Origin of the sequence: Synechococcus sp. CBW1107 (assembly GCF_015841355.1) — a bacterium.
Lineage (GTDB): Bacteria > Cyanobacteriota > Cyanobacteriia > PCC-6307 > Cyanobiaceae > Regnicoccus_A.
Window position 1 is genome coordinate 2,437,561 of record NZ_CP064908.1, and the last position, 12,276, is coordinate 2,449,836.

General features: G+C 67.3%; 15 protein-coding genes. 10 read left to right on the forward strand and 5 right to left on the reverse strand.

What is annotated here, in order from left to right; genetic code table 11:
- Positions 1-16: 16 nt before the first annotated feature.
- The gene (gene hpf, locus I1E95_RS12720) at positions 17-604 is read right to left on the reverse strand and encodes a ribosome hibernation-promoting factor, HPF/YfiA family (protein WP_197162789.1); all 588 of its coding nucleotides are present in this window, start codon (positions 602-604) and stop codon (positions 17-19) included.
- Between the two features lie 53 nt (positions 605-657).
- Between hpf and lipB the strand changes: the two genes are divergently transcribed.
- The 5 genes from lipB (at position 658) to queA (ending at position 6,470) form a co-directional block, all read left to right on the forward strand.
- Positions 658-1,335 carry a lipoyl(octanoyl) transferase LipB gene (gene lipB, locus I1E95_RS12725; RefSeq protein ID WP_197162791.1) on the forward strand — a complete coding sequence of 226 codons (678 nt, stop codon included), beginning with the start codon at positions 658-660 and terminating at the stop codon, positions 1,333-1,335.
- 30 nt (positions 1,336-1,365) lie between these two features.
- The gene (locus I1E95_RS12730; RefSeq protein ID WP_197162793.1) at positions 1,366-3,327 is read left to right on the forward strand and encodes an AMP-binding protein; all 1,962 of its coding nucleotides are present in this window, start codon (positions 1,366-1,368) and stop codon (positions 3,325-3,327) included.
- Positions 3,328-3,396: 69 nt separating this feature from the next.
- Positions 3,397-3,840: a YlqD family protein gene (locus I1E95_RS12735; RefSeq protein ID WP_197162795.1), complete on the forward strand. Its 444-nt coding sequence runs from the start codon at positions 3,397-3,399 to the stop codon at positions 3,838-3,840.
- 68 nt (positions 3,841-3,908) lie between these two features.
- Complete coding sequence (locus tag I1E95_RS12740) at positions 3,909-5,267, forward strand: dihydrolipoamide acetyltransferase family protein (RefSeq protein ID WP_197162797.1); 1,359 nt, start codon at positions 3,909-3,911, stop codon at positions 5,265-5,267.
- Between the two features lie 42 nt (positions 5,268-5,309).
- Positions 5,310-6,470 (forward strand): tRNA preQ1(34) S-adenosylmethionine ribosyltransferase-isomerase QueA, encoded by a 1,161-nt coding sequence (queA, locus tag I1E95_RS12745; RefSeq protein ID WP_197167505.1) that lies wholly within the window; start codon positions 5,310-5,312, stop codon positions 6,468-6,470.
- Between the two features lie 50 nt (positions 6,471-6,520).
- Here the strand turns inward: queA and I1E95_RS12750 are convergent, their stop codons facing one another.
- The 3 genes from I1E95_RS12750 to I1E95_RS12760 all read right to left on the reverse strand — a co-directional run bounded on the left by I1E95_RS12750 (position 6,521) and on the right by I1E95_RS12760 (position 8,401).
- Complete coding sequence (locus tag I1E95_RS12750; RefSeq protein WP_197162798.1) at positions 6,521-7,120, reverse strand: superoxide dismutase; 600 nt, start codon at positions 7,118-7,120, stop codon at positions 6,521-6,523.
- A gap of 212 nt (positions 7,121-7,332) precedes the next feature.
- Positions 7,333-7,980 carry an FKBP-type peptidyl-prolyl cis-trans isomerase gene (locus I1E95_RS12755; RefSeq protein WP_197162800.1) on the reverse strand — a complete coding sequence of 216 codons (648 nt, stop codon included), beginning with the start codon at positions 7,978-7,980 and terminating at the stop codon, positions 7,333-7,335.
- Positions 7,981-8,059: 79 nt separating this feature from the next.
- Positions 8,060-8,401, reverse strand: a complete 342-nt coding sequence (locus I1E95_RS12760; RefSeq protein WP_197162802.1) for a phasin family protein — start codon at positions 8,399-8,401, stop codon at positions 8,060-8,062.
- A 35-nt stretch (positions 8,402-8,436) separates the two neighbouring features.
- On the opposite strand from I1E95_RS12760, the gene I1E95_RS12765 reads away from it, so the two are divergent.
- Together I1E95_RS12765 and I1E95_RS12770 are read left to right on the forward strand one after the other, a co-directional pair.
- The gene (locus I1E95_RS12765) at positions 8,437-9,903 is read left to right on the forward strand and encodes an apolipoprotein N-acyltransferase (protein ID WP_197162804.1); all 1,467 of its coding nucleotides are present in this window, start codon (positions 8,437-8,439) and stop codon (positions 9,901-9,903) included.
- A 210-nt stretch (positions 9,904-10,113) separates the two neighbouring features.
- The gene (locus I1E95_RS12770; protein WP_197167506.1) at positions 10,114-10,488 is read left to right on the forward strand and encodes an AbrB family transcriptional regulator; all 375 of its coding nucleotides are present in this window, start codon (positions 10,114-10,116) and stop codon (positions 10,486-10,488) included.
- A 133-nt stretch (positions 10,489-10,621) separates the two neighbouring features.
- Here the strand turns inward: I1E95_RS12770 and I1E95_RS12775 are convergent, their stop codons facing one another.
- Positions 10,622-10,957 (reverse strand): RNA-binding protein, encoded by a 336-nt coding sequence (locus I1E95_RS12775; protein ID WP_197162806.1) that lies wholly within the window; start codon positions 10,955-10,957, stop codon positions 10,622-10,624.
- 127 nt (positions 10,958-11,084) lie between these two features.
- Between I1E95_RS12775 and I1E95_RS12780 the strand changes: the two genes are divergently transcribed.
- The 3 genes from I1E95_RS12780 (at position 11,085) to I1E95_RS12790 (ending at position 12,237) form a co-directional block, all read left to right on the forward strand.
- Positions 11,085-11,642: a PAP/fibrillin family protein gene (locus I1E95_RS12780; RefSeq protein WP_231594627.1), complete on the forward strand. Its 558-nt coding sequence runs from the start codon at positions 11,085-11,087 to the stop codon at positions 11,640-11,642.
- 72 nt (positions 11,643-11,714) lie between these two features.
- Positions 11,715-11,981, forward strand: coding sequence for a cell division protein SepF (locus tag I1E95_RS12785; protein ID WP_370594548.1), 267 nt, complete (start codon positions 11,715-11,717; stop codon positions 11,979-11,981).
- Positions 11,982-12,093: 112 nt separating this feature from the next.
- Positions 12,094-12,237, forward strand: coding sequence for a chlorophyll a/b-binding protein (locus I1E95_RS12790; RefSeq protein WP_006171879.1), 144 nt, complete (start codon positions 12,094-12,096; stop codon positions 12,235-12,237).
- The last annotated feature ends 39 nt before the right edge of the window (positions 12,238-12,276 follow it).

Below are 12,276 nucleotides of genomic sequence, written 5' to 3' on the forward strand. Positions count from 1 at the left end.
GGGAATTGGGGTTTGATCAGGATTCCTTCGGCTGGATCACACCGAATCCACCATGGTTGCGGCGATAGACCACCTGGATCCCACCGCTGGATTCCTCGCGGAACACATAGAAATCGTGGTCGATCAGCTCCAGCTGGTGAAGGGCCTGATCCAGGCTCATGGCAGGCATCGAGAAGTACTTGCGCCGCACGGCCGGGACCGGCAGGGCCGGTTCCCGGTCGCCGATCAGATCATGGGGAAGAACTCCCTCCAGGCTGGGTTGTTCTGTATCGTCGTCGAGGTCGGCTGGGGATCCGGCTCCGTGATGATCACTGAGGCGATCCTTGTAGCGGCGCAGCTGGCGGCTCAGCTTGCTCGCCACCATATCGATGCTGGCGTAGAGGTTCTCACTGCGTTCCTGGGCGCGGATCACCACACCATTGGCAAAGACCGTGACCTCAGCGGTCTGTTGCGCCACCCTGGGGTTGCGTGCCACGGAGAGATGAACATCGGCTTCTTTGACCAAGCCTTCGTAGTGATTGATGGCCCTGCCGAGCTTCGCTTCCGTGTAATCGCGGATCGCCGGTGTGACATCGAGATTGCGGCCGTGAATCAACAGCTTCATCGAGCAGTCCCCTCGCTTGTCGTTCTGAACCGACTGTAGGAAGCCGTTCGCGCATGATTCCGCCCCTCGACGCAATCCTTGTTGAACCAGCCCTGCCCGTGCCCTTTGAGCAGGCCTGGGCCTGGCAGCAGGAGCTGCAGGGTCGGCTGCTGCGCGACCCGGATGCTCCCGAAGCCCTGCTGCTGCTGCAGCACCTCCCCTGTTACACCCTGGGCCGCGGCGCCAGCGAGCGGTTCCTGCGCTTCGATCCGGCCGACCCCCCCGCTCCCCTGTTCCGCATCGACCGCGGCGGGGAGGTCACCCACCACCTCCCTGGCCAGCTGGTCGCCTATCCGGTGCTGGCCCTGCAGCGCCACGGCGGAGATCTCCACCTCTACCTGCGTGATCTGGAGGCGGCGGTGCTGGAGGTGCTGGCGGTTCTCGGGCTCAGGGGAGAGCGGCTGGAGGGCCTGACCGGTGTCTGGCTGGAGGGGCGCAAAGTGGCGGCGATCGGCGTGGGTGCCCGCCGCTGGATCAGTCAGCACGGCCTGGCTCTCAACGTGACCTGTGGGCTGGAGGGCTTCGACGCCATCGTCCCCTGCGGTCTGAAGGGTCATGGGGTGACGCGCCTGAGTGACTGGTGCCCGGACCTGACCACCGCAACGGTTCAGACCCTGCTGCGCCAGGCCCTGGCCCGGCGGTTCGGCCTGGGGCTCCGGCCACCGAAGCCCACGGAAGTCCCCTGGCGGTGATAAGCCTGGGCCACGCTCACGGACGCGACCATGGACGGCAAAGCCTCGATCCTCTGGTCGGGAGACCGGCTCGATGAGAAGGCCCTGGCCCAGCGGGACGACTGGCTTGGCCTGGAGGGACTGGAGGGCCTCTGGCCGATCCTCGCCCAGCGCCATGGGGAGGCGATCGCCCTCGATGCTCCCCATGCCCATCCCCCGGAGCGGCTCACCTACCGCGAGCTGGACGCCCGCATCCTGCGGGCCTCAGCCGCCTTCGCGTGCCTTGGCCTGGTGGAAGGGGAGGTGGTGGCTCTCTTTGCGGAAAACAGCCCCCGTTGGCTGGTGGCGGATCAGGGGATCATGCGCTGCGGCGCGGCCGATGCCGTGCGCGGCAGCAGCGCCCCCCTGGAGGAGCTTCGCTACATCCTTGACGACTCCGGCGCCGTCGGGCTGGTGGTGGAGTCCGCGGCCCTGCTGGAGCGCCTGGCCGCTGAGCCCGGTGCCCTGAGCCGGCTGCGCTTCGTGGTGCTGCTTGAGGATGGAGCTCCCACAGACGACAGCACCCCCTCGTCAGCGCGGCCGAGACAGCTCAACTGGGAGGCCTTTGAGGCCCTTGGCCGCAGCCGGGAGGCCGCCGTGCCGTCTCTGCCGAGCAGCGGGGGTCACCGTCTGGCCACTCTGCTCTACACCTCCGGAACCACGGGCCGTCCGAAGGGAGTCCCCCTCACTCAGGCGAATCTTCTGCACCAGCTGCGCACCCTCGGGGTGGCGGTCGCTCCCCGGCCGGCCGATCGCGTGCTCAGCGTGCTGCCGATCTGGCATGCCTACGAGCGCACCGCCGAATACTTCCTGCTCTCCTGCGGCTGCCGCCAGAGTTACACCACCCTGAAACACCTGCGCTCCGATCTGCAGCGCGTGAAGCCCCAGTACATGATCAGCGTGCCGAGGCTGTGGGAGGCCCTGCTGGCCGGCTTCGAGGATGCCCTCGAGGCCATGCCCCCCTCCCGTCAGGGCCTGATCCGTCAGGCCCTGACGCTGAGCCGCTGGCACGGCCAGTCCCGCCGCCGTGCCCTTGATCTCACCCTGGAGCCCGAATCGCTGCCGGGTCGGCTGGCCTCAGGCCTGGGCTGGCTGCTGAGCTGGCCGGGGCACGCCTTGGCCTCCGCCCTGCTCTGGCCCAAGGTGCGGCAGCAGCTCTCCGGAGGCGCCCTGCGAACGGCCATCAGCGGCGGCGGAGCCCTGGCCCTGCATGTGGATGGCTTCTTCGAGGCGATCGGCATCGAGCTGCTGGTGGGCTACGGCCTCACCGAAACCAGCCCGGTGCTGGCCTGCCGCCGCCCCTGGCGAAACCGACGCGGCAGCGCGGGGCAGCCCCTGCCGGAAACGGAACTGCGCATCGTCGATGCCGAGAGCGGGGCTCTGCTGGGCTGGCGGCAGCGGGGCCGTGTGCTGGCCAGGGGGCCCCAGGTGATGGCCGGTTACTTCGGCAAGCCCGAGGCCACCGCTGCAGTCCTGGATGGGGCCGGCTGGTTCGACACGGGCGATCTGGGTCAGCTTCTGCCGGATGGAACCCTGGTGCTCACCGGCCGGGCCAAGGACACGATCGTGCTCAGCAGTGGCGAGAACATCGAACCGGGACCCCTGGAGGAAGCCCTGGTGGCCCATCCGCTGGTGGAGCAGGTGATGCTGGTGGGCCAGGACCGCCGTCAGCTCGCCGCCCTGGTGGTGCCACGCCAGGACCCGCTCGCCGCCTTCGCCAGGGCCAGGGATCTGCCCGTCCCCGGGGCCAGCCCCGACGCCCCCGACCGGGCCCTGCTCAAGGCCCTCAGCGGCGAATTCAACCGGCTGCTGGCGGCCAGACCGGGTTCCCGGCCCGATGAACGCCTGGCCGGAGTGGCCCTGGTGGAGCCCTTTTCGATCGAGAATGGACTGCTCACCCAGACCCTCAAGCAGCGGCGTGATCGCATCACCGCGCGTGACGCTGCGGCGATCGAGGGGATCTACCGGGCCTGAGCTCCCCCGGCGCCTTCGGTTGACCGCTGGACGCCGGGCTGAGAGCCTGGTCATTGCGATCTCCCTCCCATGACTGAAGGCCACACGCTCACGATCAAACGCACGATCACGGTGCGGGCCGTGGTCACCCCCCGCTGGAAGGAGGACGCCGAGCGGGAGCTGAGCGCCGCGGTCAGCAACAGCGACCAGCAGCTGGCCCAGCTGGAGCAGGAGGGTCAGCAGCTGGTGGATGAGATCCGCCGTCAGAGCCTCAACCCTCTCGATCCCCGCGTGCAGGAGCAGGTGGCCTCCGTTCAGCAGCAGGTGGCGGCCAAGCGGGCCGAATTCGAGGAGCAGAAACGCACTCTGATCGAACAGCAGCGTCAGGTGCGTGATCTCGAGTTCGATCAGATCGTTGACCAGGGCCAGATCGAGGGCACCTGCAAGATCAAGTTGGGCGACAACCTGGTGGAGAAACTGCAGGTGGCCGTTCTGGTGCGCGACGGCGTGGTGGAGGCGATCGAGGGGGGCTGACCTCCTGGATGGGGGCCTGGAGGGGTCGCACGTAAAATCCCCACGCAGCCTGCATTGGGATCAGGACTTTGGCGACCCACGAAATCTTCATGCCCGCCCTGAGCTCCACGATGACGGAGGGCAAGATCGTGGAGTGGCTGAAGAAGCCCGGCGATCGCGTCGAGAGGGGCGAGTCGGTTCTGGTGGTGGAGTCCGACAAGGCCGATATGGACGTGGAAGCCTTCCAGGAGGGCTTCCTCGCCTCAGTGCTGCTTCCTTCCGGCGGCACGGCCCCGGTGGGTGAAACCATTGGCCTCATCGTTGAAACCGAGGCGGAGATCGCGGCGGTCCAGGCTTCGGCTCCGGCTGCCCCTGCGGCAGCTGCCCCGGTTGCATCGGCCGAGCCCCCTGCGCCTGTGGCGGCCGCTGTCCCCGCACCGGCAGCTCCAGCTGCGGCTCCTGTGCCTGCACCGGCTCCAGTGGCGGCGGCCGCGCCTGCACCCGCAGCCGTCGTGGCCGCCGGTGGGCGGCTGGTGGCCACTCCACGAGCGCGCAAGCTCGCCAGTCAGCTCGGAGTCGCTCTTGAAAGCCTGCGGGGCAGTGGCCCCCATGGCCGTATCCAGGCTGAAGACGTGGAGCGGGCGGCCGGTCAGGCCGCCAGCCTGCCCCGCGTGGCGGAGGGCACGGCCCCCGCAGTCGCGGCAGCGCCTGCCGCCGTCGCATCGGCCAATGGCTCGTCGGCGACGGCCCCCGTCGGTCAGGCCTTCGGCAACCCCGGCGACACGGTGGCCTTCAACACCCTGCAGGCGGCCGTCAACCGCAACATGCTGGCCAGCCTGGCAGTGCCCTGCTTCCACGTGGGCTACACGATCACCACGGACCGGCTCGATGCGTTCGCCAAGTCGGTGAAGAGCAAGGGCGTCACCATGACAGCCCTGCTCGCCAAGGCAGTGGGGGTGGTGCTGGCCCGCCACCCCCAGGTCAATGCGTCCTTCAGCGAAGCCGGCATGGTCTATCCCCCCGCCATCAATGTGGCGGTGGCGGTGGCCATGGATGACGGTGGTCTGATCACGCCGGTGCTGGCCGCGGCCGACCGCACCGATCTCTACAGCCTCTCGCGCTCCTGGGCCGATCTCGTGGCCCGTTCCCGTTCCAAGCAGCTGAAGCCCGAGGAGTACAGCACCGGCACCTTCACCCTCTCCAACCTGGGCATGTTCGGTGTCGACCGTTTCGATGCGATCCTGCCTCCAGGTACAGGAGCGATCCTGGCGGTGGCGGCCTCCCGGCCCGCCGTGGTGGCCGGCAAGGACGGTTCGATCGCCGTCAGGCGCCAGATGCAGGTGAACCTCACGGCCGATCACCGCGTCATCTACGGCACCCATGCCGCTGCTTTCCTCAAGGACCTGGCCCAGCTGATCGAGACGGCTCCCGAAAGCCTGGCCCTCTGAGTTCGTCCTGTCGTTTCCTCGGCCCCTGCGGGCCCTGCACCCCTGAGCGACCCGTCAGCCGATCTGAGGCTCTCCAGCTACGACTACGTCCTGCCGACGTCCTTCATCGCCCAGACGCCTGCCGAGCCGCGCCACAGCGCCCGCCTGCTGGCCCTGGGACCAGCGGGTCAGGTTGCCGGCTCAGGCCCAGAACAGGTCAGGCATCTCAGCGTCTGGGATCTGCAGGAGGACCTGCGCCCGGAGGATCTGCTCGTGGTCAACGACACCCGGGTGCTCAAGGCACGGCTTCAGGCCCGCCGCGCCAGCGGTGGGGCCGTCGAGTTGCTCGTCCTGCAGCCTTTTGACAGCACCGCCCCCCGGGACGCGGCGGTGGCGTCGAGTGACAGCTGCTGGCTCTGTCTGGTGCGTCCGGGGAAGCGGGTGCGGCCCGGCGAGGTGCTTCAGCTCCACGCCACCGGCCAGCCGCCAGTGCCCCTGGAGGTGGTGGCCCTCGATGAGGCCAGCGGCGGGCGGGTGATCCGTTTCCCACCCGGCTGCATCGATGCAGCCTCGATCGAGGCCCTGTTGCAACGCTATGGAGCGATGCCACTGCCCCCCTACATCCGGCATCCGGATCCTGAGCAGGAGAGCCGCTACCAGACCCGCTATGCCGCCAGGCCCGGAGCGGTGGCGGCCCCGACGGCGGGCCTGCATCTGAGCGATGACCTGCTGAAGGCGATCCGCGCCCGGGGCGTGGCCATCGCCACCGCCACGCTGCACGTGGGCATCGGCACGTTCCGGCCCCTGGAGGAGGAGGACCTCTCCAGTCTGGATCTTCACAGCGAGTGGGTGGAGATCAGTCAGGACCTGGTGAATGCAGTGGTCGCCTGTCGACTGCGGGGCGGGAGGGTGATCGCGATCGGCACGACCAGTGTCCGCAGCCTGGAAGGGGTGGCGGCGCTGCATGGCGGCTGCCTGGTGCCCTTCCGTGGACCCGTGAACCTGGTGATCCAGCCGGGGTTCCGCTTTCAGGTGGTGCAGGGACTGCTCACCAATTTCCACCTGCCCCGCAGTTCGCTGCTGCTGCTGGTGAGTGCCCTGATCGGTCGGGTGCGCCTGCTGGCGCTCTACGAGGAAGCCAAGAACCAGGGGTATCGCTTCTTTTCCTACGGCGATGCCATGTGGATCCCGCCAGAGGCAGTGCTGGAGGCGGCGCGCCCCTGAGGGGGCGGCCGCCTGGCTTGGAGGGATGGCCCCAGAAGGACCGGAGAGGATCAGGCTGTGGCCAGGTTGGCGGCGACGAAGTCCCAGTTCACCAGCTTCTCCAGGAAGGTGGTGATGTAATCGGGTCGCTTGTTCTGGTAATCGAGGTAATAGGCGTGCTCCCACACATCCATGGTCAGCAGAGCCTTCTGACCGTGGGCGAGGGGCAGATCCGCGTTGGCGGTCTTGGTGATCTTCAGCTTGCCGTCATCGAGGATCAGCCAGGCCCAGCCACTGCCGAACTGGGTGGCCCCGGCAGTCTTGAACTGCTCCACGAAGGCCTCGAAGCTGCCGAAATCGGCGTTGATCTTCTCGGCAAGGGCACCGCTGGGCTGGCCACCGCCACCGGGCTTCATGCACTGCCAGTAGAAGCTGTGGTTCCACACCTGGGCGGCGTTGTTGAACACGCCGGCCTTGGAGGCATCGCCCGCCACGCTGGTGATCACATCCTCAAGGCTCTTCCCATCGAGATCGGTGCCCTCCAGAAGTTTGTTGAGGTTGGCGACGTACGCGGCGTGGTGCTTGCCGTGGTGAAACTCAAGGGTGGTCTGAGAGATATGGGGCTCGAGCGCGTTGATGTCGTAAGGGAGAGCGGGCAGCGTGTGAGCCATGAACTGTGCAACGAAGGGTGGTGATGGGCGGAACCCATGGGGGACCGCCGATTCAAGCGGGATGGCACGGGCCACAGGCTGTATCCCGGCGGCATGTCGAGAAAAGGCGAGCCAGGTCTGTCACCACTGTGACCGTGAACTGCTTGACCGGCGTTCCACCGGGGACACCATCCTAACGAGGGACGCCCAGGCCCAGAGCCGCGGGACGGGGCTCAGCCCCCGACCCCCAGCAGTTCCACCTCGAACGTGAGGGTGGCGTTCGGGGGGATGATGCCACCGGCACCCCGTTCGCCATAGGCCAGATCGGGAGGAATCACCAGCTTGCGCTTGCCACCCACCTTCATGCCGGCCACCCCCTCATCCCAGCCCTTGATCACACGACCGGCTCCGAGGGGGAAGGAGAAAGGACCACGGCCATAGCTGCTGTCGAATTCCTTGCCGCTGGCAAGGGTGCCGCGGTAGTTGACCTGAACCGACTGGCCGCTCACGGCCTCGGCTCCTTCCCCCACCACCAGGTCGGTGATACGCAGTCCACTGGGAGTGACCACCTCCTTGGCGGCCACCAGTTCGCCTCCAAGCCCGGCAGCTCCGGACTGGGCAACGGACGCATCGGCAAGGGCGCCTGGATCAACGGGGTTGTCGGAGGCCATGGTGAAGAGCGAAGGATTCGGATCGTCGGGGTCCAGCTCGATCCGGCTGCCGGGGGTGGCAGCGGCCCGCTGGCTGGCCGTGCTGATGGCGGACGGCGCGAGGGCCCCGTCGCCGCTGGCCTCCACCGTGCTGGGTGAAATCAGCTGACTGGCCAGAGCCAGCAGCAGGCAGGCGACGCAGACGCCGGTGCTGATCAGGATGTCACGCATGGGTCGTGGGATCGCGGCGGGGCCGTACAGAGCTCTCCGGGATTCTGCCAGCGACGGGGTTGAGGGCCCACGGGCCCGGTCAGTCAGGCACCTCGGCCGCTTCCCGCCGATTGCGCAGCAGTTGTTCCAGTCGGTCGATGCGGCCGCGCAGCTCATCCACCTCCCGCTGGCGGGCCAGACCCAGATCCTGAAGGAAATGATCGATGTTGCGCTCCATGGTGCGCTCGGCCTGCTTCTCGAGTTCGGGGTTCTCGCCCCGCAGTGAGCGCATCACGTCGTCGACGAGCACCGAGGCTTCGCCGGGATCCAGGCGGCCGCTCGTCACCCAGGCCTGGGTGACGTTGCGCAGACGGTCGGCCACCAGGGAACTGGTGCCCAGTCCACGCAGGATCAGTTGCTGGAGCAGATTGTCCCGGTCCATGGCGGCAAGCGCTGACCCCTCGATGATGTCGTTGCATGCCGGCGCAGGCCATGGGAGATGACCGGCGTCTGAGGGTGATCACCGCCCTCGCCGGTGCCCTGGCGGGTCTCTCTCTGGCACCCCTGGGTCTGCCCCCGCTGCTCTGGCTTGCCCTCGTCCCCCTCTGGGGCTCATCCCCAGCGGCCGCCGCCCTCTGGGGGGCCGCCGCGGTGCTGGTCAGCCACCGCTGGCTGCTCTGGCTGCACCCCCTCGACTGGATCGGTGTCCCAGGGCCTCTGAGTCTGCCGATCTGCCTGGCGCTGTGGCTGGCCTGCGGCCTGGCCGGGGGCCTGCTGGTGGCGTGCTGGGGCTGGCTCGTGCGCCGCCTCGAGCCCCGCCGCCTGGCCACGGCGGTTCTGGCTTCAGGCCTATGGGGACTGGCGGAAGTGCTGCTGGCCCAGGGTCCCCTGTTCTGGATCGGGCTGGGAGCGTCCCCCCTGCCCGCCGACCGGCCCCTGGCCGGCCTGGCGGCTGTGGGGGGATCCGGCCTGGTGGCTGCCGTTCAACTGTGGATCGGCTGGTTCTGCTGGCGCACCCTGGTGGCGCCTGCGGCCAGCCGGCGCGGCTGGGGGCTCGGTCTGGCCGCTCTGCTGCTGTTCAGCCATGGCCTCGGCTGGAGTCAGTTGCGGGCTGATCGGGCAGAGCGTGGGGAGCCCTTCCGGGTGCTGGTGCTGCAGCCGGCACTGCCGACCCGGGAGAAGTTCGAACCCGGGCGCCAGCGGGAGCTGCTGCTGCAGATCGCCAGGGCCCGCGAGCAGGCGGCCGCCCTCGGGGTGCCCTTGCTTCTTCCGGAAGGAACCCTGGTGCTGGGGCAGGCCATGCCCGAGGCCAGGGCGGAAGTGCTCAGCGGAGGCTTCCGCCTGGAGGGGGAGGAGTTGCGCAGCAGTGTCCTGCGCTTCGAGCCGGGTGCGCCTGAGGCCTCCAGCTGGGTTGACAAGGCCCGGGTGGTGCCCCTGGGCGAATGGGTTCCGCTGGCGCGGGTCTGGCGCTGGGGTGGACTCTCTGCCGTGGGGGGTGTGGAGCCAGGGCCGCCCTCGCGGTTGCTGAGGCGCAGCGGAGCGAATCCGGCTGTGGCGATCTGCTACGAGCTGGCCAATGGCGAGGCCCTGCGCGAGGCCAGCTCAGAAGGGGCCGGCTGGTTGCTGGCCAGCGCCAATCTCGATCCCTATCCAGCCCTGTTGAGGGATCAGTTCACGGCTCTGGCCCAGCTGCGCGCCATCGAAGTGGGGCGCTGGTTGGTGAGCACCGCCAACACCGGACCCAGCCTGGTGATCGACGGCCGAGGGGTGGTTCGCGCCGCCCTGCCACCGGGGGGGGCGCAGCTGGGGATATTTCAACTGGAGCGCCTGAAGCGGTCCACGACCTATCAAATCTGGCGCGAAGGACCCCTGATCCTGATGATCCTGCTGGGGGGCGCCAGTTGGTTCTGGTTTCAGCGTCCTCGACTCAGCCGTTCCCACTGAAGCGATCGGATGGGGCTCAGCAGTGCTGAGAGGATTCCGCAACTTCGCGGTCATGACTCACCTGAGCGGGATCAGGGTGTCCTGACGGGGAGTGTGAGATCAGCAGGATCTTTGCCGGATCTGAACTGGTCAGGTCAGGTTCCTTTGTCCTCCAACCTCGACCATCCCACGCCATTCAGTATGTTGGCAGTGATGTTCTCAATGAATGCCATGTTGACAGGTGCCGATCTGCTCGCCAAGGTCAAGGAGCTTGGTGAGGTAAGCAAATCAGAGCTGGTGCGTGCTGCCGGCTATGTCAGTACCAAGAAGGACGGCAGTGAACGATTGAATTTCACGGCCTTCTATGAAGCTCTGCTGGAGGCCAAGGGAGTCAACCTCGGCACCACCGGTGGCGGACAGGCGGCCGGTAAAGGTGGCCGCAAGCTCAGCTACATCGCCACGGTTCAAGGCAACGGCAATCTGCTGGTGGGCAAGGCCTACACGGCTCTGCTCGACCTCAAGCCCGGGGATGAGTTCGAGCTGAAGATCGGCCGCAAGCAGATCCGTTTGGTGCCCGTCGGTGCCGAAGACGAAGGGGAGGAGTGATCTTCACCACGCCTGGCTGAAGCCGCTGGGTGCCTGGCCTGACGGCCTGGGCGCCCAACAAAAAACCCCGCCGGAGCGGGGTTCAGCATCAAGCCAAAGTCAGAACAATCTGATCTGCAGCCCTTTCCGAGACTCAGTAGCGGCTGCGGCCACCGCCGCCACCGCCGTAGCCGCCACCGCCGCCGTAGCCGCCGCCACCGCCGCGATTGCCACCACCACCACCGCCACCGCGGGGCTCGGCTTTGTTGACCCGGATCATCCGGTTCATCCATTCGACGTTCTGAAGATCGTCGATGGCCTTCTGCTCTTCGGCATCGTTCGCGAGTTCCACAAATGCGAAACCACGCTTGCGTCCAGTTTCCCGGTCAAGGGGCAGGCTGCACTGGCGCACTTCTCCGTACTGACTGAAAAGGTCACGGAGATCCTCTTGCTCGGCATCGAACGAGAGGTTGCCTACGTAGATTGTCATGTAACTTTAAATAACTTGAACCGATCCGTCGACGGCTGGAAGTGTTGCTCTCACCAGTGATCGAAAAATCAACGTTCACTCTACACACGCACCCGGCCCCAGGATCTCCACCCACTCCCTCGACGCCATGTCTCCCCGCGACCAATTGCTCGAAGGGTTGCGCAACCCTGCCGCGCTCGGCGATCAGCGGATCCGCTCCCTGATCGAACGGCTCGAGCGGGAGTCCCCCGCTGATCTGCTGCAGCGGCCGGAGCCTCTGGCGGGGGTCTGGGAGCTGCGTTGGAGCAGCAGCCGGGCTCCGTACCTGAGGGTGGCTCCCTGGATCGAGAATCTTCAGATTCTTGCTCCGGCCCGTGGCCGGGCCATGAACCTGCTGCGCCCCTCCGGCGCCTTCTCGGGTCTGGGCGGCATCGCGGTGCTGGCGCGGATCGCCGTCCAGGGTCCCCAGCGGGTCTCGGTGAGCTTCGAGCGTGGTGGCTGGATCGGCCCGACCCTGGGGTCGGTGCAGATGCGCCTGCTGCGGCGGGTGACCCAGGGCTATCCGGCCTGGCTGGACATCACCGTTCTGGATCAGGAGCTGCGGGTCTGCCGGGGACAGACGGGGACTGTCTTCGCTCTGCGGCGCCGGGAGGATCTGCATGGGGACGACCTGCTCGCCCTGGCCGAACCTGTGCCACAGCCCTGACCCGAGCGGGTGCAGCGGTTGGCGCCGCTCAGCTGCCCATGGCACCGTGTTGGCATGGATCGGTTTTCCGACTTGCCTCCCGAGGTCGTTCTGATGGAGCCGCACCGCTTCGAGGACGTGCTGCAGGCGGTTCAGGCTGTACGCGAGCGCAAGACGGTGGTGCTCAACTTCGGCTCGATGCCTCCGGAAGAGGCGCAGCGCTCGGCGGATTTTGTCTCTGGTGGGGTGTTCGCCCTCGATGGGCACCAGGAGCGGCTCGGCGAGATGGTCTTTCTCTTCGCCCCGTTCGGGGTGGAGGTGAGCCGGGACCCGGGCAGCAGCGCTGAGTCTGAGCCCTAGCTGCAGGCCTAAGACCAATGGATCGGCAGCACGGACCGGCCTGCCCAGGACCAGCTCTTAACAATGCTCAAAGATTCGTGTTACGCTTCGCAAAGCACTTCGCTCTGCACCCATGACTGACTCCACCACCCGCTTCGGTTTCGTTGCCTTCGCTGAAACCTGGAACGGCCGCCTGGCCATGCTTGGCTTCGTGATCGGTCTGGCCACAGAGCTCCTCACCGGCCAGGGCATCCTCAGCCAGATCGGACTGGGCTGATCGTCGTCGTCACCAGCGACAGGTCACCCGTCATGACTG